Source organism: Pseudoalteromonas sp. 2CM28B, assembly GCF_023161935.1.
This window is the reverse complement of sequence record NZ_JALNTH010000030.1, coordinates 1-22,213: the sequence shown is the minus strand read 5'-3', so window position 1 is coordinate 22,213 and position 22,213 is coordinate 1. Positions and strand designations below refer to the sequence as shown.

General features: G+C 41.1%; 13 protein-coding genes and 2 pseudogenes. 12 read left to right on the top strand and 3 right to left on the bottom strand.

The annotated features are described in order from the left end of the window. The first annotated feature begins 2 nt into the window (after positions 1-2). The 5 genes from MTN96_RS27350 to MTN96_RS27330 all read left to right on the top strand — a co-directional run bounded on the left by MTN96_RS27350 (position 3) and on the right by MTN96_RS27330 (position 7,312). Complete coding sequence (locus MTN96_RS27350) at positions 3-1,733, top strand: ATP-binding protein (RefSeq protein WP_248533409.1); 1,731 nt, start codon at positions 3-5, stop codon at positions 1,731-1,733. Continuing rightward, positions 1,726-3,087 carry a sigma-54 dependent transcriptional regulator gene (locus tag MTN96_RS27345; protein WP_248533407.1) on the top strand — a complete coding sequence of 454 codons (1,362 nt, stop codon included), beginning with the start codon at positions 1,726-1,728 and terminating at the stop codon, positions 3,085-3,087. The genes MTN96_RS27350 and MTN96_RS27345 overlap by 8 nt, the downstream gene beginning before the upstream one ends. Positions 3,088-3,261: 174 nt before the next feature. Next, positions 3,262-4,218, top strand: coding sequence for a porin (locus tag MTN96_RS27340; protein WP_036983913.1), 957 nt, complete (start codon positions 3,262-3,264; stop codon positions 4,216-4,218). Between the two features lie 11 nt (positions 4,219-4,229). Continuing rightward, positions 4,230-5,705 carry an SLC13 family permease gene (locus MTN96_RS27335; protein WP_036983914.1) on the top strand — a complete coding sequence of 492 codons (1,476 nt, stop codon included), beginning with the start codon at positions 4,230-4,232 and terminating at the stop codon, positions 5,703-5,705. Positions 5,706-5,893: 188 nt separating this feature from the next. Then, complete coding sequence (locus MTN96_RS27330) at positions 5,894-7,312, top strand: coniferyl aldehyde dehydrogenase (protein ID WP_248533405.1); 1,419 nt, start codon at positions 5,894-5,896, stop codon at positions 7,310-7,312. Between the two features lie 63 nt (positions 7,313-7,375). Here the strand turns inward: MTN96_RS27330 and MTN96_RS27325 are convergent, their stop codons facing one another. Beyond that, the gene (locus tag MTN96_RS27325) at positions 7,376-8,101 is read right to left on the bottom strand and encodes a tetratricopeptide repeat protein (protein WP_013463177.1); all 726 of its coding nucleotides are present in this window, start codon (positions 8,099-8,101) and stop codon (positions 7,376-7,378) included. A 316-nt stretch (positions 8,102-8,417) separates the two neighbouring features. Here MTN96_RS27325 and MTN96_RS27320 point away from each other — a divergent pair, with 316 nt between their 5' ends. Both MTN96_RS27320 and MTN96_RS27315 read left to right on the top strand, forming a co-directional pair. After that, positions 8,418-9,281, top strand: coding sequence for a DUF6279 family lipoprotein (locus MTN96_RS27320; RefSeq protein WP_248533403.1), 864 nt, complete (start codon positions 8,418-8,420; stop codon positions 9,279-9,281). Between the two features lie 167 nt (positions 9,282-9,448). Beyond that, positions 9,449-10,412: pseudogene (locus tag MTN96_RS27315) on the top strand (GGDEF domain-containing protein). Here the strand turns inward: MTN96_RS27315 and MTN96_RS27310 are convergent. Then, positions 10,409-11,347: a LysR family transcriptional regulator gene (locus tag MTN96_RS27310; protein ID WP_248533401.1), complete on the bottom strand. Its 939-nt coding sequence runs from the start codon at positions 11,345-11,347 to the stop codon at positions 10,409-10,411. The pseudogene MTN96_RS27315 and the gene MTN96_RS27310 sit on opposite strands and share 4 nt — an antisense overlap. A gap of 118 nt (positions 11,348-11,465) precedes the next feature. Here MTN96_RS27310 and MTN96_RS27305 point away from each other — a divergent pair, with 118 nt between their 5' ends. The 5 genes from MTN96_RS27305 to MTN96_RS27285 all read left to right on the top strand — a co-directional run bounded on the left by MTN96_RS27305 (position 11,466) and on the right by MTN96_RS27285 (position 20,780). After that, positions 11,466-12,635, top strand: coding sequence for an efflux RND transporter periplasmic adaptor subunit (locus MTN96_RS27305; RefSeq protein ID WP_248533399.1), 1,170 nt, complete (start codon positions 11,466-11,468; stop codon positions 12,633-12,635). Positions 12,636-12,644: 9 nt separating this feature from the next. Further along, complete coding sequence (locus tag MTN96_RS27300) at positions 12,645-15,794, top strand: efflux RND transporter permease subunit (RefSeq protein ID WP_248533397.1); 3,150 nt, start codon at positions 12,645-12,647, stop codon at positions 15,792-15,794. Beyond that, positions 15,787-17,199, top strand: a complete 1,413-nt coding sequence (locus MTN96_RS27295; RefSeq protein ID WP_248533395.1) for a TolC family protein — start codon at positions 15,787-15,789, stop codon at positions 17,197-17,199. Before MTN96_RS27300 ends, MTN96_RS27295 begins: the two co-directional genes overlap by 8 nt. 8 nt (positions 17,200-17,207) lie before the next feature. After that, positions 17,208-18,233: a zinc-binding dehydrogenase gene (locus MTN96_RS27290; RefSeq protein ID WP_248533393.1), complete on the top strand. Its 1,026-nt coding sequence runs from the start codon at positions 17,208-17,210 to the stop codon at positions 18,231-18,233. Between the two features lie 291 nt (positions 18,234-18,524). Then, positions 18,525-20,780 (top strand): acyl-CoA dehydrogenase, encoded by a 2,256-nt coding sequence (locus MTN96_RS27285; protein ID WP_036983924.1) that lies wholly within the window; start codon positions 18,525-18,527, stop codon positions 20,778-20,780. A 174-nt stretch (positions 20,781-20,954) separates the two neighbouring features. On the opposite strand, the pseudogene MTN96_RS27280 reads toward MTN96_RS27285, so the two are convergent. Then, positions 20,955-21,922 (bottom strand): annotated as a pseudogene (locus MTN96_RS27280) (integron integrase). Between the last annotated feature and the right edge of the window lie 291 nt (positions 21,923-22,213).

The following is a 22,213-nucleotide window of genomic DNA, read 5'->3' as shown; positions in this document are numbered from 1 at the left end:
TTATGTTCTCCATCCCCAAAAAAATTATTTTTGCCTGTATATTGTTAGTACTATTATTGGTGATCACCTTTTCGTTTGGTCGTGCTTATGATTTAGGGCAAGCCAAAATTCAAGCTGATCAACAAGTCATCCAATTAAATAATTATATCGATAACGAACTCGCTCGATTTGCGGCTATCCCTCAGCTGCTAATTGAAAATAACGTATTGATTCGTTTTACTAATAATGAATCACAACACTTTAATGCAATTAACAATTACCTTGCTGATATTCAACAAGCCAGTGGTGCCTCAGATGTATACATACTAGATACTCATGGCGATGTTATTGCCAGTAGTAACTGGCAAACCGACTATACATTTTTAGGTAGTAACTTTGCATTTAGACCTTATTTTAAACAAGCGTTTGCCGGTGAAAAGGTCGCATACTTTGCACTTGGTCAGCGCTCAAAAGAGCGCGGAATTTATTTTTCCCAAGCTATTTACCTAGATGGAAAAGCCATTGGCGTGGTGGCGCTTAAAACTAATGTCGCTAAATTTGAAAACGATCGTTCGCTTTTAAATACCTCAAAAGGAAGCCATTTTTATTTGCAACTTGCCGATAATATTATTGCCATGTCAGATGAACCCGCATGGCGTTTAAATAGTTTTACAGAGCTTGATATTACCGCGCGTCGTGATATTAAACAGCGCCGTGCTTACTTAGATCATCAACCGCTACAAATTAAGCAACAGCGCTACAAAAGCCAAGGCATTGAGCAATTTAAAATTGCTAAAGATGAATACGTTGCCGCCTCAAGACCCTTAACTCATCTGAATGCAACCATGACAGTGCTTGTTGATATTTCAAACATTAACGCCTTACAGGTGCCTAGATTACTATGGCTAGTGTTATTTTATTGGGTGTTTATTTTTGTTGGATATAGCTTATTGGCACGCTTTGCCGGGTATAAAAAATTACTGTATTCGCGTCACAGTTTAGAGCTCGAAGTACTAGAGCGTACTCAAGCACTCGAAAAAGCCCAAACCGCATTAGTACAGTCGGCAAAATTAGCCACTATTGGGCAATTGAGTGCGGGCATTAATCACGAAATTAACCAACCGCTCAGCGCAATGAACACCTATTTAGCCAGTGCTAAAATTTTCCTAAAAAAGGGAAGGCTTAACGCATTAAGTGAAAACTTAATCATTATTGAGAATTTGGTAGAGCGGGTGCATAAAATAGTGGCGCAGCTTAAACACTTTAGTAAACCGGCGACCATGCAACTTCGGCCTCATCCATTGTCGGCGTTATTAAACAATGCGTTGATGATCACCCATCCGCAACTTAAACAAGACGATGTTAACGTAAGTGCACCGCAGTTTTCGCAAGAGATCACGGTGTGGGTCGATGCGTTAAAGTTTGAACAAGTATTGGTTAATGTGATCACCAATGCATCACAGGCAATGAAAGGTGAGTCAGTTAGAGAGCTCAGTTTTGATGTTGAATGCTTTGAAGAGCGCGTTAAGCTCTCTATATTAGATAGTGGCCCTGGTATTGAGCATCATGTGTTGGGGTCTATTTTTGAACCTTTTTATAGTACCAAATCAAGTAACGGTTTAGGGCTGGGCTTGTCGATTTCAAAGCAAATTATTGAATCATTTAATGGGTACTTAACTGCACATAATCGCCCTGAAGGCGGTGCGCAATTTATTATTAGTTTATCAAGCATAGAGGCCACTAAAAATGATTGAAGCCGTTGTTTGCAAAAAGATTATTGTTATTGATGATGAAGCGATGATCCGCGATTCATTGAATCAGCTATTAACGCTCGAGGGGTATGAGGTACAGTGTTTTAGTGATGCAAGTGTTGCCTTAAGTCGCTTAAATCGCAGTTTTTGTGGCATTGTACTTAGTGACATAAACATGCCCTCTATGGATGGTTTAACGTTTATTGAGCAGGTAAAAGCATTCGATAGCGAACTACCAGTGATATTTTTAACCGGTTATGCTGATGTTTCTGTTGCGGTAAAAGCGATGCAACTAGGCGCGTATGATTTATTTGAAAAACCACTGAACGAAAATTTATTAGATTGTATTGCCAGAGCCTCAGATAAACGTGCTTTAGTAATGGAAAACAGAGCGCTGAAGCGCGCGGTTGAGAAAACGTCGGCGCCCGGTGTGCGTATTTTAGGTGATACGCTTAAAATGCAGCATATGATGAACCTACTCAACACGGTGATTGATACACCAGCTGATGTGCTGATTGAAGGTGAAACTGGCACAGGTAAAGAATTGGTTGCTCGCTATTTACACGATCATAGTAACCGTTCAAGCTGTCAGTTTGTGGCTATTAACTGTGGCGCAGTCCCAGAGCAATTAATAGAAAGCGAACTGTTTGGGGCTATCAGCGGAGCCTTTACTGGCGCAACACACGATCGCAAAGGTAAATTTGAGTTTGCTCAAGGCGGCACCGTTTTTTTAGATGAAATTGAAAGCACTCCTTTATCACTTCAAGTTAAATTACTACGGGTGCTTGAAGAGCGAAAAGTAACCCCCGTTGGTGCTAATAAAGCGATAGAGCTTGATATTCGTATTGTCGCAGCCACCAAAGTCGATTTACTTTCGCTGGTAGAAAAAGGTGAGTTTAGAGCCGATTTATATTACCGATTGAGTTTAGTAAAAGTCAGTATTCCTGCATTGAGAGACAGAAAGGCAGATATTCCACTGTTATTTAAGCATTTTAGTTCTATTGCTGCGACCCGCTTCCATAAACCGTTAGGGGCGCTCAATATAGAACTACAACAACGTTTACTAGCGCACGATTGGCCTGGCAATGTGCGGGAATTGAGAAATCAAGCCGAGCGCGCGGTATTGCTAGGCCCCGATCTGGCATTTGCACAAAGTGACTCAAGCAACAGCACGCTATCATTAGATTTGAGCCTAGCCGAAAAGGTCAGCTTTTATGAGCACTCCTTAATTGAAGAGGCGCTAGAGCTTAACCATGGCAGCATTAAAGACACCATGACAACCTTACAAATTGCGCGTAAAACCCTCTACGATAAAATGAGTAAATATAACCTTAATCGAGATATGTTCACCGATTAATGGGTGGAAATGGTGATATTGAGTATTTTTTATGTGTGGAAACCCGCACATTTCAATGTTTATTTTTAAACCTTTATTTTTTAAATCACTGAAAATTATTGTTATTTTTTAGTTGGTCATGTTCTTGCTTTGTAGGTGCAGACAACAAGTAGCATCACATAATTAGGACACATAATGAAAAACAATATATTCCAAGGTTCAGTACTTGCTGCGTTATGCAGTGCTGCCACGTTACCTGCAACCACTTTTGCAGCAGACTACACAGTGTATGGTAAAGCCGAAGTACAAATTGCTAACACCGATACAGGCATAATGCGTTACGCTGACGAAGGCACGCAAATAGATGCCCCTTTTTCGCGTATTGGCATTAAAGGTGACCATAAATTAAATGAGTATTTTACCGCGGTATTTAAATACGAAGTTCAAGTAAAAGGTTTTGAACACGACGACACCAATGAGCCTTTTGCAGCACGCAATACTTACTTGGGCCTAAAAGGCGCATTTGGTGAAGTGGTGGTTGGGCGAAACGACACGCGCTTTAAATATTCAGAAGGTAAGCTTGATAATTTTAACGAAACCCAAGCTGATATTGCTCAAGTAATTGCAGGGCAAGACCGCTTAGGCGATACCATCACCTATACCTCTAAGTATTGGCATAACGCGCAGTTTTCATTTACCTATGCACCAAAAGATGACAACAAAGATAACGAAGCAGGATTTGCTGCTACGCTAATTTACGGCGACCGTAATTTAAATAAAACACCTTACTCTATTTCAATCAGCCATGTCGATTCGCTTAATAACATAAAAGCAAGCCGTATTGCGGGTGTGTATAAGTTTGAAAAATTACAATTAGGGGCATTGTACCAGCATTCAGAATCGATTGACGGCGCTAAGTCTGGCAACGGTTATGTACTAAGCGCAAGCTATAAGTTAGACAAATGGGTACCTAAAGTACAATTTGCAAAAGATGACTCAAAACTACGTCAAACATCAGACGCTACCCAGTGGACCACGGGTGTAGATTATGTATTTGACAAGCAAACCACAGCTTACCTTTTATACACTGACCTCGACCTAGAAGAAAATGCTGATAGCAGTGTTGCACTTGGTCTTAAATATAAATTTTAAGGGCTGAACAAATGACAAAACGTATTTTAGAAAATAACGCGAATAAAAAGCCATTTATGCAATGGCTGTTATTGTTACTTGGCCCATGTGTCATGCTACTTACTTGCTTAGTTGAGCCGCCAGTAGGGATGTCGGCGGCAGCATTTAAAACCGCAGGCTTAGCATTTTGGATGGCCTCGTGGTGGGTGAGTGAGGTAGTGCCTATTCCTGCTACTGCGTTACTCCCTTTAGTGATTTCGCCGATTGTTGATATAGCAGCGATAAAAAGTGTTGCAGCGCCTTATGCGCATCCGCTGATCTTTTTATTTTTAGGTGGCTTTTTAATCTCAATAGCGATGGAGCGTTGGGGGTTACACAAGCGTATTGCATTAAAAACAATGCGTTATGCAGGTAAAAAACCAAGCTTACAAATTTTAGCGATGATGTTAGTGACTGCATTTTTATCAATGTGGATGTCTAATACCGCTACCGCAGTAATGATGCTTCCTATCGCTTTATCTATTACCCATTTAGTTAAAAGCTCAGACCCTAGTAATGAAGGTTTCGGTAAAGCCCTTTTACTGTCGATTGCTTATGGCGCAAGTATTGGTGGTATTGCTACATTAATTGGTACTCCACCAAATGCATTAATGGCTGCGTACCTATCAGACAGTTATCAGATTGAAATTGGCTTTGCCGAGTGGATGATTGTTGGTGTGCCATTAGCGCTCGGTATGTTGCTGATCAGCTGGATTTGGTTAACTAAATTCACTTATAAAGTCGATGCGAATGTACAAGCAAACAAGCGTATTGATACCAAAGCGGTATTCTCTTCACAATTAAAAGACTTAGGTCTAATGCAGCGTGCTGAAAAGGGCGTGTTGTTTGTATTTGTGCTTGCCGCTATTTGTTGGATATTTAGACCTTTATTAGGCGATGTTACCGGGCTTAAAATTTCAGATACCGGTATTGCTATTGCTGCAGCATTACTACTGTTTGTACTACCGGCAAATAAAGGCAGCGATGCGCGTATTTTAGATTGGGAAAGTGCCGCTAAAGTGCCGTGGGGTGTGTTGCTTTTATTTGGTGGCGGATTAACACTTGCCTCGCAAATAAAGTCATCAGGATTAGCTGATTACATTGCTAATATGATTGAAGGGGCGAGTACTATTCCATTAGTAATGAGCATTCTTGTTGTGGTTGCGCTGATTACGTTCTTAACTGAAATAACCAGTAATACGGCAACTGCAGCAGGCTTTTTACCACTGCTAGGCCCCGTTGCTGAGTCAGTAACAGGCAGCCCGTTAGTGTGGGTTATTCCAGCTGCGATTGCGTGTAGTTGTGCGTTTATGATGCCAGTAGCCACACCACCCAATGCGATTGTGTTTGGCTCGGGTGAAATTAAAATGAAAGACATGATCCGTGCTGGCTTTGTGTTAAATATTGTCGCTATTGTTTTAATTACCTTAGTAACAATGACCATAGCAGCCCAAGTTTTTGGTTTTTAATAACCCACTTTAATCAACTAACAAAACAGATAACCGATGCACACAAAAGCAGTGCATCGGTATGCGTTCCAACCAACCTGTTGAGTGTTTTTGCAATCCTTTTCCTCGTGTTGCAAAATCACTCTTTATTGCTCGAGTAACAGAACAAGGTTATAGTCTTGAAAACGTTATAAATCGAGTAGCTTATTTTGAACACTGACACATTATCTACAGGATCTTTGCGTTCGCAATTTAATGAACTAAAGCATGCTTTTGAAGGCACCCCTTATTTACCCATTGAGCAACGTCTTGCTTTACTCAAGAAAGTACGCGCTAACATTGTAACGTTAGAGCAAGACTTGATTGCTGAAGTATCTAAAGATTTTGGATACCGAACGGCGTTCGATACCGTAGTGGGGGATATTTTGCCCACCATGCAGGGACTTGCGCATATTATTAAAAAGCTACCTCGATGGTCTAAACCAAGTCAGCGCAGCGCGGGGTTAAGCTTATGGCCCTCAAAAGTAAGTGTAACCTATCAGCCTATTGGCGTGGTCGGTGTGATTGCACCATGGAACTATCCTATTCAACTAGCATTGGTGCCTGTTATTACTGCGATTGCAGCGGGTAACAGGGTGATGTTAAAGCTCAGTGAATTTACGCCTAACACCAATGCCGTTATTGAAAAAATATTTGCAGGTGAATTAAGCCAACACTGCACAATTATTCAAGGTGGTAGCGACGTGGCAAGTGAGTTTTCATCATTGCCATTTGCGCATTTGCTATTTACAGGCTCGACTGCCGTTGGCAAGTTAGTTATGGCCGCGGCCAGTAAAAATTTAACGCCAGTAACATTAGAGCTCGGCGGAAAATCGCCCGTCATTGTGTTAGAAAAAGCCGATGTAAATAAAGCCGCGCGTGCATTATTATTTGGAAAAATGGCCAATGCAGGGCAAATATGTGTAGCGCCTGATTACGTGTTTGTTCCTAAAGCATTGGAGCACCAATTTATTAAAGCGCTTTGTATCCTTTATAAAAAACACTTTAAGCAAGGTGTTGAAGGCAAAAACCTGACCTCGATTATAAGCCCTGCACATTATCAGCGTTTGCTGGGTTATTTAGAGCAAGCACAAGAGCAAGGCGCTAAAATTACTAAACCGCTTGAACAAAACCAGCAAGATGGCGAAAAGCATCGTATGGGTCTGCATATTGTTACGCACGTAACAGATGAGATGACATTAATGCAAGAAGAGCTATTTGGCCCCATTTTACCCATTATGAGTTACGACAAATTAGAAGACGTGCTTAATTATATTCGATTACGCGAACACCCATTAGCCCTTTATATTTTAGGTCAAGATAAACAGGCGCAACAGTACATTATTAAGCAAACACTTAGCGGAACAGTTGCTGTAAACGACACATTAATACAAGTAGCTGCCGATGATGTGCCGTTTGGTGGCGTGGGGCATTCGGGGATGGGCCATTATCACGGTAAAGAAGGTTTTCTCACCTTTAGCCATGCAAAAAATACCTTAGTCTCTGGCTCGGTTAACCCGCGCATTGGTTTATTACTTAAACAAAATAAATTACTGATCAAAGTGCTAAAGTGGCTTTATGTAAAATAGCTTGCAACGCTTAAAATAAAAAAGCTGAATGAATCACTTCATTCAGCTTTTTTAATAGCTAACTTAAAACAGTCGTCCTTCGCCAGCATAAGTACCCGCTAAAATTTTGGTATAAATTGCATCGGCTTTTTCTTTGGCCTCAGCTACCTCTTTCGGGAGCATAGTACGTTCATCAAGTTTACGGCTGTGACTGGCTTGCATGTTGCCGTTATACTCGGCAATGGTATTCCACACATACGACATTTCAAGATTTTTTGGCATTCCTAAGCCTTCAAAATACATCAGTGCTAAATTAAACTGCGCCAATGTGTAATTATTAGCAGCGGCTTTTTCATACCATGTTCTGGCGGCTTTATAATCTTGGCTAACACCATCGCCATTTGCATACATTACACCTAAGTTATACTGTGCTGCGGGAAGGTTCTTATTTGCTGCTTTTTCAAATAAGGTTATGGCCATTTGTTTGTCTAATTTAACGCCATTACCTTCATCATATAAAACCGCAAGTGCAAACATTGAATCTACATGGTTTTTCTTTACGGCTTGTTGGTAAAGCTCAGCTGCTTTGTAATAATCACGGGTAACGCCATGGCCACCTTCGTATAGCTTACCTAATTCGTAAATACCCGGTGCATAGCCTTTGTCAGCTAAATAATTAAACTCTTTAAGTGCTTCTTCAAATTCACCCGCATTAGCAGCTCTGATCCCTTCTTCTAGTCCAGCATGAGCAAGTGGGGTAGCGAGCATAATACCGGCCAGTAGCAGTGCTTTAAAATTAGACTGTGACATAAGCATGTCTCCAAATTAGTTGTCGTTCTATGTAAGCGCCATAAAAGTAAAACTTACCTAGTGAATCTATTAGGGATAGGTAAAAAATTATGAGCTAAATTAATAACGCCAACGTTTATAACCTAGGTATACAAACGTATTAACAAGTAGCTTTAACTATAGCTCAAAAATTCTAAACTTAAGCACATAGTCATGATATAAATTGCGTTAGCTTGCGATTCTATAGAAAAATGAAAAAAATAAAAGCGAGCAATAGCTTACATAATTACTTATGATGATTTTTGGCAACCAAAGCATCATAAAACGGGGTCTGTTAATGTTAAATAATTTAAAAAATATAAAACTAAGCAAAATTATTTTTATAACCAGTTTATTGTTTATTGCCAGTTGTTCTACCTCCTTTGCTTATAACAACCTTGGTTGGCTGTCTTCGTTTTGGATAGACGATTATGTCGACTTAAACAAAAGCCAATCAACGCAGTTAAAAGTGATTATTAATAACACCCGAGATTGGCATCGAGAGGTTGAGTTACCAAAATATAAAGCCGATTTACTTGACTTAAGGCAGTTGCTCGATAAACAAGCCGATACAGCGCAGTTAATGGCAAAAATAACGCAGGTAAAGCAGCATTGGCGCAATTTACTTTTGTACGCGAGTGATCCCTTAATCGAGCTGGCAAAAACGTTAACTCCATCACAACGCAGTGAAATGGTAGAAAACATTCGTGAGCAAATTAATGATGAAATAAAAGAGCACGCTTCATTAACCAAAGAGGAGCATCAGCAGTCTCGTTTAGACAAGCAACTAGACTACTACGAACAATGGCTTGGTAAGCTCACCTCAGAGCAGCGAACGCTAGTGTCACAAGCCAACAGTGAATATATCAGCACCAGCAATTTATGGTATGACTATAAACTAAATCGGTTAGGTGCACTTGAGGCACTGTTTAATCAGCAAACCCTTAATGATGCCCAATTTGCGCAGCAGTTACGCACTATCATTACAGAACGAGAGCTGTTTATGAGTGCTGAACTCATTGAGAGAAATGAGGAAAATTTAAGGGCATACGCACAGTTGCTGGTTAAATTAAATCAAACCTTAAGCCCTAAACAAATTGCACATGTTGATGAGGAGTTTGCTGACTTGGTTGGCACAGTTAATGAATTGCTTACAGAATAGCTGCATTTAACCAGTCCTTTTTACTTATTTTAAAGGTGGTTGTTAAGCGTAAAGTTGTGATTATTGCATTTCAGGGTTAATTTAAACCAGTAGCTTTGATTTAAGTCTTTTATGGATAAGCCGCTCTCAACAGTACAAAAATATTACGTAAGCATGTCTTAAAATGGATGTGTTTATTTTTAGGTTTGCTGTCATTTATTTTTGCTGTGTTTAACCTATCAAAAAATCATTTTTATATTGTAGGTGGCTTAGAAGTGTAATTTCCGTACTTTGTTTTTATGTTTTTATACCATTGGTTAAAAACAAGCAACGAAATTGGTATGCCATAACGGTTTGTATGACTGTAACGCTCGTTATATTATGTGGAACCTTTTTGGCACCACTTAAAAATGGTTTGTTTTTGTGGGCGTTTTCTTTACCCATTTTGTATTATCTACTTCTTGGTTGAAAATACGGTACTGTGTTATCGGCCACACTTTTGGTTATGCAATCATCAGTGTTGCTTTATAAATTACCAAGCCCTTCTTTTTCCTCTTTTAACCAAGCGCTCAACTTACTGTTTATTTATATTATTATATGGGTCATTTCTCATGTTTTTGAAGAAAATAGGGCCGAATTTTCTAAGCGACTTAAAAACTTGGCTTTACTTGATCCTCTTACGGGCGCAGGAAACCGTTTATCTGTGAGTCATTATTTTGAAGTGGAGATAAAAGACAAGTCACAGTTGTACTTGTTTTTAATTGATCTTGACCACTTTAAACAAATAAATGATGAATACGGCCATGATGTAGGAGATAAAGTGCTGGTTGAGTTGGCAACTCTATTTAGGATTACTTTTGCAAAAGGGTATGTGTTTAGGGTGGGGGGTGAAGAATTTTTTTAATGAGCAATTTTGATAGTGCACAATCCGCGCTGGCAATGGCTGAAAATCTTAGACAAGCCGTTGCAAATAAATATATTGAAGCCAATGGTATAACCATAAATTTAACAGCCAGTGTTGGCGTAGTTAAGTACCAACAACTAAATTTGGCTGAATTAATAGCGCAAGCAGATAAGCAGCTTTATAAGGCAAAAGATGCGGGGCGCAATGCGGTTTTTTCTGATATTAACCTCTGTGCAGATGCGGCTTAATACATTTGATCAAAATTAGGAATATTGTTCTCCCAAATCGGTCTTTCTTTGCCAATGTATTCACGCACGGCATCAAAAAACAATCGTGTTCTTACCGGTAAATCTCGGTGTGGGTATACAGCATACATTGCATTATGTTCCATTAATTTTACATCCGTAAGTAAGGGCACCAGTTGCCCATCAATCACTTCTTTATCTAAAATAAATGCCGGCGCTAAAAAGTAGGTGGTGCCAGAGAGAGTTTTCATCAGTAATACTTCTGCATCGTTTGCTCTAAACACACTTTTTATTTTTTGCGCGCAGTGCTCGCCAGTGTGGTTATAGTAATTTATGCCTTCTACCCGCAGTGAGTTGCTGGCATAACTGGCCGCTGGCAATTGTGCCAAATCAGTGATTGTTGTAGGCATACCGTATGTTTCTATAAACGCTGGCGCGGCTAATAGTAACAAACGGTTACGGGCAATTTTACGAGCAATTAATGATGAGTCTTTGGGCTCACCCACTCTAAACGCTAAATCAAATCCTTCAGATACAATATCAACCAATCGGTCATCCAAACGCAGTTCTACTTCCACTTGCGGAAAGCGTTTTTGAAAATCGTTGATCACTGGCTGTAAGTAGCGTCGACCTATTAAAGTAGATGCGGTTACTTTTAATACGCCGCGTGGCTCTTGGTGGTAGTTTTCTGCCATGCGCACCGTTTCGCCAAGCAGACTTCGTAGCTCACCTGCTTTTTTTATCATTTCAGCGCCCGCTGCTGTAAGAGAGAATGAGCGGGTTGTTCTGTTCAATAGCCTTACTCCAAGTTCATCCTCTAACCGACTAATTTGCTTAGAGATCACTGAGCGGTCAATATTTCGTATTTCGGCTGCTTTTGCAAATGAGCCTTGCTCTACCACTTCAAGCAGCATTAATAGTCGACTGGTTGTATCCATTATTTCATCACGTAGTGAGTATTGATGCCATTTTGGCACTAATGAATTTAAAAATCTATTGTTTTTGTCATCAAGTATGTTCCGTATTATGCAACGCTAAATTAAAAGGAGCGTCTTTATGAACAAACACTTAATTGCTATAGCATTATCTGTTGCATTAATCACACTGGCCGGTTGTGCCGATGAAGATACAACACAATCAGCACCCGCACAGCAACAACAAGCAATTGATGTAGCCGAGGTCTTGGTTAAGCCAGTTCAAAGTTGGCACACCTATACAACACGCTTAGAGTCACCGCAAAAAGTGGCATTAATGCCGCGTGTATCCGGCATTATTAAGCAAATTGAATTTAATGAAGGGGATAGCGTTAAACAAGGCGATGTATTATTTCGTTTAGACGATCGCTCATTCGCTGCAACCGTTGACAGTTTAAGCGCTCAGGTTAAAAGTGCTCAAGCAGCACTTGAACAAGCAAAAAGCGAAGCATCGCGTGCGGTACGCTTAACTGAGCGAAAAGCCATTTCGACTGAGCAAGCACAAGCGCGTACATCGACTCTGCGTCAGCGTGAAGCACAACTTGCTGCACTGCAAGCGCAGCTTAAAGCTGCAAAGCTCGATTTAGAGTTTACGTCAGTGGTTTCTCCTATTGATGGCGTGATTTCTCGCGCAAATATTACCAAAGGTAACAACGTACTTGCAGGGCAAAGCGTGCTTACTTCAATTGTTTCTAATGACAAAATGTACGCTTACTTTGATGTAGATGAACGTACTTGGAATAGCGCATTTGACGAAGTAACAGCTGCAAGCAAACAGCCTGTTGTAATGCAAAAAGTAGGACAAGACGATTTTAACTATAGCGGCCATATTAACTTTATAGATAATCAAATTAACGCATCTACAGGTACTTTACGCGTTCGTGCGGTATTTGATGATCGCAGTAACGAGTTGCGTTCGGGCTCATTTGCACGCATTAAGTTAGCTGCTAATGCAGTACGTGAAACTGTCATTGTTCCAGACAGAGCCATAGGCACAGATTTAAAAAATCGCTTTGTGTTAACGGTAAGCGAAAACAATGTGCTGCAGTATAAGCTTGTAACGGTAGGTGAGCGCTATGGATCGTTGCGAGCCATCACATCAGGACTTGAGCAAGGCGATGTTATTGCTGTAAATGGCCCTGCTCGTGTAGGACCGGGTATGCCGATATCACCAAATAAAGTGGCAATTAATACCCAAGGCGTGGCATTTACGCTAAGTGCTAACCCTGCCGATTTAGTTGCTAAGCAATAAGGTTATTAGATGAAATTTTCACACTTTTTTATACAGCGACCGATTTTTGCGGCCATGCTGTCGTTGATTATTTTAATTGCAGGTAGCATTTCATTATTTCAGCTGCCGGTCAGTGAATACCCAGAAGTCGTACCACCGACAGTGGTTGTGACTGCCAGTTATCCAGGTGCGAACCCGACGGTTATTGCACAAACAGTGGCAACACCGCTTGAGCAAGAAATAAATGGCACCGAAAACATGCTGTATATGTTTTCACAAGCAACCAGTGACGGACGTATGACGCTCACGGTGACATTTGCGTTAGGCACTGATTTAGACCGTGCCCAAGTGCAAGTGCAAAACCGAGTAAATAGTGCGCTGCCGCGTTTGCCACAAGAAGTGCAACGTTTAGGGGTTGTTGCTGAAAAATCATCACCCGATTTAACCATGGTGGTGCATTTATATTCACCCCAAAACAGCCATGACACCGCGTATTTATCAAATTATGCCGATTTAAATATCAAAGATGAAATAGCGCGTTTACCTGGTGTGGGTGATATTCGTTTATTTGGTGGTGGTAAATATGCAATGCGAGTTTGGCTTAACCCAGATGCGCTAGCGTCACGTGAGCTTACTGCAAGTGACGTGGTCAATGCACTACGCTCGCAAAATCAGCAAGTTGCAGCGGGCAGTTTAGGTTCGCAACCGATTTCAAATGACAGTCAATTCCAAATTTTATTAAACGTCAAAGGACGCCTTAATAGCATTGAAGAGTTTAAACAAGTCATTATTAAAGTTGGGGAGCAAGGGCAGCTTACGCGTTTGTCAGATGTGGCACGTGTTGATTTAGGCCAAGATTCTTATGCATTGCGTGCTGAGCTTGATAATAAACCCGCTTTAGCGATGCCAATATTTCAACGCCCAGGGTCAAATGCCATTGAGCTCTCTGATCAGGTGCGTGAAACGATGGCACGTTTATCAAAAGACTTTCCAGCAGGTGTTGAATACGACATTGTTTATGATCCAACGGTATTTGTGCGAGGCTCAATTGATGCGGTGATCGCCACTTTACTCGAAGCAATCGTGCTGGTGGTGATTGTGGTTATTGTGTTTTTACAAACCTGGCGCGCATCTATTATTCCGTTAATTGCAGTGCCTATTTCACTCATTGGTACCTTTGCAGTAATGCAATGGCTTGGGGTTTCTATTAATACCTTATCGCTATTTGGTTTAGTACTGGCTATTGGTATCGTGGTTGATGACGCAATTGTGGTCGTAGAAAACGTTGAGCGAAACATAGAAGATGGCTTATCTCCGCTTGAAGCAACCCGCGTGGCAATGACGGAAGTAACCGGCCCTATTATTGCGATTGCATTAGTATTATGTGCGGTATTTATTCCGACGGCTTTTATTACTGGGCTTTCAGGGCAGTTTTATAAGCAATTTGCATTAACCATTACTATTTCAACGGTAATTTCGGCGTTTAACTCATTAACGCTGTCGCCAGCACTGGCTGCTTTATTGTTGAAATCACATGATGCCGAGCCTGATGCGTTTACCCGCGTGCTTAATAAATTATTTGGCCGTTGGTTATTCCAACCTTTTAATCGCGTGTTTGACCGTGGTGCTAAAGGGTATGAAAAGCTGGTACAAAAGCTTATTCGTATGAGCGTTGTAGTTATGGTTGCGTATATTGCCTTAGTTGGCGGTACGATTAAATTGTTTGATGCGGTACCGGGTGGCTTTATTCCACAACAAGATAAGCAATACTTAGTCGCCATTGCGCAGTTACCTGACGCTGCAAGTTTAGACCGTACAGAAGCGGTGGTAAAACAAATGCAGCAAATTGCATTAGAGGTACCTGGGGTTGCGAACACGGTAGCGTTTCCTGGCCTTTCAGTGAATGGTTTTACTAATAGCCCAAATAGCGGCATCGTATTTACACCACTGGCGCCTTTTGCAGAGCGTACGGATCCGAGTATGTCGGCTTCGGCTATTGCAGCGCAATTAAACCAACGTTTTGCGGCCATTGATGAAGCCTTTGTCGCTGTGTTTCCGCCACCGCCAATTCAAGGATTAGGCACCACAGGTGGCTTTAAATTGCAAATAGAAGATAGAGCTAACAAAGGCTTTGAAGCCTTATTTAACAGTTTACAATCAGTGATTGCTGCGGCGCAAAAAGATCCGGCGTTAATGGGGCTGTATTCAAGCTTTAGAATTCAAGTGCCACAAATGGATATTGATATTGACCGTGAGCAAGCGCTTATTCAAGGTATTCCATTAGATGAAGTGTTTAACTCGTTACAAATTTATTTAGGCTCAGTGTATGTAAACGACTTTAATTTGTTTGGTCGTACTTACCAGGTTAATGCCCAAGCTGATGCTGATTTTAGGGTAGACCCAGAGCAAATACTAAACCTAAAAGTGCGTAATCGTGCCGGTAATATGGTGCCGTTAGGCTCAGTATTAACGGTAACGCCTACCATTGGCCCAGATCGTGTAATGCATTACAACGGCTACCCAAGTGCAGAGCTTAATGGCAGCCCAGCGCCCGGTTATAGTTCTGATCAAGCGCAATTGGCGATTGAAGCTGTACTAGCAAAAACATTGCCTACTGGCATTGAATATGAGTGGACTGAGGTAACGTACCAGCAAGTATTAGCAGGTAATACCATGGTGTATGTATTCCCTCTGGTTGTATTGCTGGTGTTTATGGTACTGGCCGCACAGTATGAAAGCTTACGTTTACCACTGGCCATTATTTTAATTGTACCTATGACTATTTTCTCAGCGTTATTAGGGGTGTGGTTTGTAGGTTCAGACAACAACATATTTACGCAAATAGCGTTGATTGTACTGGTCGCATTGGCTTCTAAAAATGCCATCCTTATGGTGGAATTTGCTAAAGATAAGCATGACACTGGGTTATCGCACTTTGAGGCGATGTTAGCGGCGTGTCGATTACGTTTACGCCCAATTTTAATGACATCAATTGCGTTTACCGCAGGTGTTATACCGCTTGTATTGGCAACCGGTGCCGGTGCAGAAATGCGTCATGCCATGGGTAATGCAGTGTTCTCGGGCATGATTGGAGTAACTGTGTTTGGACTATTATTTACACCGGTGTTTTATATGCTGGTGGTAAAAAAGCCGCGCGTTAAGGAGTCTTCACATGACTAAATTTAACTTAAGCGCCCTTAAATTATCGCCATGGTTGAGTTCTGCATTAGCGGTTGCTGTGTTATCAGGTTGTGCGAGTAAAATAGACACAGCTGCTCAGCAACAACAGGTTGATGAGTTTGTTGCCAAGGCAATATCTGCAGAGCAGTTTATGGGTGAAGATGAGCAAAACTGGTGGCATAAGCTGGGCTCAGCGCAGCTAAACCAACTGCTGAGCAACGCACTTGCTAATAATTACGACTTACAAACTAGTCAGCTGGTATTAAAAAGCGCTTTGGCGCGTATTGGCGAGCAACAAGCGCAATACTTACCGCAAGGAGGTATTGAGGTTGGTGCAAAGCGAAGCGGGCTAGGCAATACCAATAGCCGACAATCAAGTGCGAATGTAGCACTTGATTGGCAGCTCGACTTATTTGGTCGAATTACTGCGTTAGTCGATGCCGCGAATTCACAAGCAATGAGCCAAGCTGAGCAAGTTAGGTTATTGCAAATTGAAGTGGTGTCGGCTGTGGTTAAAGGCTTTGTGAGTTATCAAGGTAATCTGCAAAAGCAGCAAATTATTGAGATGCAAATAGAAGCGCTTGAACAAAGCATTCAAGTGCTACAGGCCCAAGTTGATGAAGGTGTGGCCAATGAGCTCGACTTAAACCGCACTATGGCGCAACTTAGGCAGCAGCAAGCCTTGGTGCCGGCAATTGAATATGCCAAGTACCGTGACTTATCTACTTTGGCCGTATTAAGCGCGCAAACTACGCAATCACTGATCATTAATGATGAACGTACTATATTAACTAAGGCATTTGCGGTGTCATTGGCAAAGCCTAATGATGCAATAGCACTAAGACCTGATATAAGTCGTGCTTTATTTGATTTTAGCCAGGCAAATAGCCTAAGTGTAGCAGCCAGTAAAGCTCTATTACCCGATATCAGCTTAAGCGGCTTTGCAGGCGTGTTAAGTTTAGGTAGCAACGGTTTTAGTGATACCCAGCAGCAATGGCAAGTAGCGCCGCAATTGCAGTGGTCATTATTAAGTTACCCTGCGCTTTTAGCACAACGCGATGCGCAGCAGTTTTTAAGCCAAGCAGCGTATACTGACTACCAGCAAGTGGTATTAAAAGCGATTAACGAGAGTGAACTTTCATTGCAATACTTGGTCAATCAAGCACAGCAATCGCGCTTTGCTGATGAGCGTTATCAATTTGCTAATAATGCATTTTTACAAGCACAAGCAATGTACGAAGAAGGGCAAATTCCTTACTTAGAGTTGTTAGATGCGCGTCAGGATGTTTTAATAGCGCAAGAAAATGCCGTTGATTCAACTATTTCATCGCTACTTGCCAAAGTAAATGCCTACCAGTCATTTAATGGGCGATGGAGTTACGCGTTAAGTAATACTAACAAGTAGAGTTTTTGATGCCTAATACTGCAGATACAAACCCAAATACTATTCCTACATTAATGCGCTCTATTGTGTTAAATGAGCCCAATGAGGATATTAACTTATCGGATACTCAGTTACCTGTGCCTCAGTGCACAGGGAATGAGTTATTAGTAAAAGTAGAGTACGTTGGTTTAAACCCGGTGGATGCACAATTTGCCAAGTCTGGCTTTTGTACGTGGCAATACCCGCATGTTTTAGGTTTGGATGCAGTGGGGACAGTGGTTAAAGCGGGCAAAGGTATTTTTCCGGGGGTAGGGGAGCGTGTTATGTGGCACGCCAGCGTAGGTGAGCAAGGGGTACTGAGCGAATACGCAAAAGTGCCTAATTATGCGGTGTCTATCCTTCCTCAGCAATTAGCCAGTGACAAAGCTGCAACTTTACCCTGCGCCGGAATGGCGGCATTGATCAGCTTAGATAAACTATCAGTAACTGAGGGCGATACGCTCTTTGTTGAAGGTGGCGCTGGCGCTGTAGGGCAATTTGCTATTCAGTTTGCCAAGCAGCGCGGTGCAGATGTATTTACCACCGCCTCTAAGCGCAATCATAAGTTAGTTAAGCAACTCGGCGCCGATGTGGTCTTTGATTACAACGATAAAGCCTTATGTGACAAAATTCGTCGAGAGTTAGGTCCACAAGGGTTTGACGCTATTATTGATATTATGGGGGGGGAATCGACCATTCAAAATATCGAACTAATGCGTTTTTGTGGTCGTATTGCTTGTTTAAATCCACTTCCTAACTTTGAACAGCAGCTAATGTATCGGCGTGCGCCTAATATTAGTATTGTCTCCTTAGGAGGTGCGTGGCTAGCTAACAGCTTATGTGCGCAGCAGCGGATGAGTTTCATGGGCAATTTGTTGCTTGAAAAGGTAGCAAATGGCGAGATAATTCCTCCAGAAGTATTAGCTGTTGATTTTAACGCAAAGGCTGTTTCGGCTGCATTAAACAATCAGTTAGCAGGTGGTTTTACAGGTAAACAAGTGGTTAAAATAAGCTAATTTCACCCAAATTCTCGTATTAAAAAACGCAGCCTAATTTTAGGCTGCGTTTTTTTGTTTCTACTTTATTACCAAATCCGTATTTGCGGCGCTAACAACCAGAATTATTAAATTTTTAACAAAAAAAATAACAATTCAGCGTACAGGTGCAAGCCTTTTTATTTCAACAGTTTACGTTCAGGTAAAGAAAATAAATTGCAAAAACTGTTAATTAATTGAATAGAGTAATTGATCTAAAGCGATTTTTATGACGTAATGTAGGTATTATTTATCTGGTCGGATGAGTTCGTTATGAGTTTACGTACAAAATTAAAAAAAGTACTACCAAGCATTTCAGTTACTGAGCAAGAAGCGTTAGACGCTGGTGATGTATGGCTAGAAGGGTCTATCTATCAAGGTAAACCAGATTTCAGCGCGCTACGCGACGTACCTGCGGCTAAATTAACCGCAGACGAGCAAGCGTTCCTAGATGGCCCAGTACAAGAATTACTTGGCATGATTGACGATTCAGTCATTCAAAATGGTATTCATTTACCAAACGACATTTTAGAGTTTTTGAAAAAAGAGCGTTTCTTCTCGCTGATCATCCCTAAATCGTTTGGCGGTTTAGAGTTCAGCCCATACGCTAACTCAACAATTGTAGGTACAATTGCTACTAAAAGCTCAGCGGTTGCGGTAACCGTAATGGTACCAAACTCGTTGGGCCCGGGTGAGTTACTTCTTCACTTTGGTACAGAGGAGCAACAAGCACACTACCTACCACGCCTTGCAAATGGTACAGACATTCCATGTTTTGCATTAACCAGCCCAGAAGCAGGCTCTGATGCAGGCGGTATTCCAGATGTAGGTACCGTAACTAAAGGTATGTACAAAGGCGAAGAAGTACTTGGCTTAGAAATCACGTGGGACAAACGCTATATTACACTCGCGCCAATTGCTACTGTACTTGGTTTAGCGTTTAAAGTAGTTGACCCAGATGGTCTACTAGGTGGCAAAGAAAACCTAGGTATTACTTGTGCACTTATTCCAAAAGAGCACCCTGGTGTAGAACTTGGTAACCGTCATGATCCTATGGGTATCCGTTTTTACAACGGTACTACACGTGGTAACAAAGTATTTGTACCAATGGACTTTATTATCGGTGGTCAGAAGAACATCGGTCGCGGTTGGCAAATGCTGGTTAGCTGTTTAGGCGCAGGGCGTGGTATTTCATTACCAGCATTGGGTGTAAGTACAGCACAAGTTGCATTTAAATCAGCTTCTGAGTACGCAGCCGTGCGTGAACAGTTTGGTTTATCAATTGGTCAATTCGAAGGTATTCAAGAAAAGCTAGCTGACATTGCAGGTAAAACATACCTACAAGAAGCAATGCGAGTACTGACAACTGAAGGTTTAGGCATGGGCTTAAAACCATCGGTAGTGACTGCAATCGCTAAATACCATATGACAGAGCTTGGTCGTGATGTACTTGATTCAGCAATGGATATTCAAGCAGGTAAAGCGATTCAAAACGGTCCACAAAATACATTAGCGAGTGGTTACGTGGCGCAGCCTATTGCCATTACGGTAGAGGGCGCGAACATTCTGACTCGTAACCTAATGATATTTGGCCAAGGTGTTATGCGTTGCCACCCATACTTACAATCTATGGTTGAGTCTATCCACAGCGATGACAAAAACGCAGATGCAGAATTTAATGGTATTTTACGTAAAACAATTGGCTACAGTACAGCAAATAGCTTACGTGCATTCCGTTTAGGTGTATTACCGTTTACTGCTGGTGCAAACTCGGCATTACCAGAAGTACGTGACTACGAAAAAGCAGTGCATAAACTATCAGCTAAATTAGCTGTGTATGCTGACTTCTCGTTACTAGTACTTGGCGGTAAACTAAAGCAAGCTGAGATGCTTTCAGCACGTTTAGGCGATGTAATGAGCTTCTTGTATGCAGCTATGGCATCTATTAAGTATTACGAGCAAAAAGTAGCAAGCAGCGAGCGTGAGCAAGCGGCTCCTTACTTCCATTACGCAACACGTTTTGCATTACAAAGTGCTGAAGAGGCATTGCACAAGTTCTTAGATAACTTCCCTGCAAGTGGTACACGTAAGTTCATTCGTTTCATTACCATGAACTACTCAACTAAAATGCCAAAAATCAGCGATGATTTAATTCGTGAATTAGCGAAACAAGCTCAGCTTGATACAGCATTTAAAGCGCAAATTACCCATTTAGTTAAGCCAATTAAAGGTGATGGTCATCACATCAACGAGCAAGCTTACAAAGCTAAAATGGCATCACTTGAGTTATTAGCAAAAGTGAAAAAAGCGCTACGTGCTAAAACCTTTAAGCCGGGTACGCGCTTTTCAATCACGCTTGAAAATGCACTTGCTGCAAAAGTAATTAACGACGCTGAGTTTGTTCAGTTAAGTGATTACAACAAAAAACGTGAAAAAGCGATTCGTGTTGATGAGTTCGACTTCGATATGAACATTCTAGACGACAACGCACAGCCAGTTAATCCACTTAAAAGCGTGGTTAACCAATAAAATTCAATAATGCAAAGCGCCTGCAGTTTAGGCGCTTTTATTGATACAAAATTAGTGTGGAGCTCCGCTTGTGTAAAAACAAGCGGGGCTTTTTTATGGGTTTTCAAAGTAGAAATAGATAGCGGTATTGGTCTTAAAGCGAATATGTATGCGTAGAGAATTAAAAAGAGATGCTTATAATCTTGAAAAAGGGCTAACAACCCCGTTGGCACCTTGTTGCAGTACATGGGTATATATTTGTGTGGTTTTAACATCAGAATGGCCAAGCTGAGCTTGAACAGTTCTTATATCGGCGCCATTTTGCAGTAGATGAGTAGCAAAAGAGTGTCTTAATGTATGAGGTGTTATTATTTTTGTTAATCCTGATTTTTGGACGGCTTTTTTAACCTCTTTTCTAATACAAGAGTGATGAAAATGATGTCGTCTTATTTCACCACTTTGAGGATCTGAACTTAATATATGAGAAGGAAATAAATACTGCCAAGCAAGCGATTTTGCGGCACTTGGATATTTTTTGTTAAAGCATATGGCATCCATACGCCAGAATATTCCGTATTATTTAAATCCAGTTTTAAATAGTCATCAACGTTCAAAATTTGATTTCTTAGCATAGGTATTAGCTCTGTGGCCAGCGTAACAATGCGGTGTTTATTACCTTTTCCATTCCATACTTGAATGCATTTATAATCAAAATCAATATCTTTCACTCTTAATTGCACCGCTTCCATTACTCTTAAGCCACTTCCATACATGAGGGCTGCAATTAAATAATAGCGCTTATTTAAATGAGCCATTAACATTTTAACTTCCTCTTGGGTCATCACTACAGGGAGCTTTGCTTGTTTTTTACTATGGGCAAAATTTAAATTTAATGAGAATTCTTTTTTTATTATGTGTTTGTATAAAAATGACAATGAATTGAGTGCGGTGGCTTGCGTACGTGGTGCAACGTTTTGCTTTAACACCAAATGTTCTAAGTAGCGTTCGACTTCATTGTCCCCCATTGAGGCGGGATGGCGTTTATTATGAAAATGGATATAAGATGCAATCCATCTTAGGTAGGTATCTACGGTGCGTAATGAATATTGACGAACTAGCATATATTCAGCTATGTAATTTAAAAATGGGGAACGTGTTTTCATACTATTACCAATAATGGTGCTGTTTTTATATACAGTATAGTTGTGGTGTGCACATATTCAAGAAAATGAGCTGTGAGCGCATTTTCTCTTTTATTGAGAGTTTGAGTGATAATAAAAAATTATATATAGCAATGTGTTAAGTTATTTGGTAATAATGATTTATAAAATACATGAGCGTATCGTTGGCAGAAATATGCGCGATGAGCGCACTATAAAATTGTTGAACTAAGCCGCTACGCGGAGATCCTATTCTTATCATTTGAGCCACACTTACCTTGGGGTTATCCCATA